General features: G+C 64.8%; 1 protein-coding gene. It reads left to right on the plus strand.

What is annotated here, in order from left to right; genetic code table 11:
- Positions 1-250 (plus strand): branched-chain amino acid transport system II carrier protein (locus R0J88_RS22120; protein WP_410901190.1); only part of this gene is annotated, 250 nt, incomplete at both ends.

Consider the following 250-nt stretch of genomic DNA (forward strand, 5'->3'; position numbering starts at 1 on the left):
GCTGGTGATCGTGATGGCCGTGGCCTCGGCGTTGATCGCCAATCTGGGCCTCTCGACCCTGATCAGTGTCTCGATTCCGGTACTGGTGACGCTCTATCCGCTGGTGCTGGTGCTGACGCTGCTGTCCTACCTGCGTCCGCGCCTGCACGATGCGCCGCGCGTGTTCGCCTGGACCCTGGGCCTGACGCTGCTGGTCAGCCTGCTGGATGGCTTCGAAGCCAGTGGCATCGACTCGCTGATGGCCATCTCG

Source organism: Pseudoalteromonas sp. SIMBA_162 (assembly GCF_046535955.1).
GTDB classification, from domain to species: Bacteria; Pseudomonadota; Gammaproteobacteria; order Enterobacterales; family Alteromonadaceae; genus Pseudoalteromonas; species Pseudoalteromonas marina.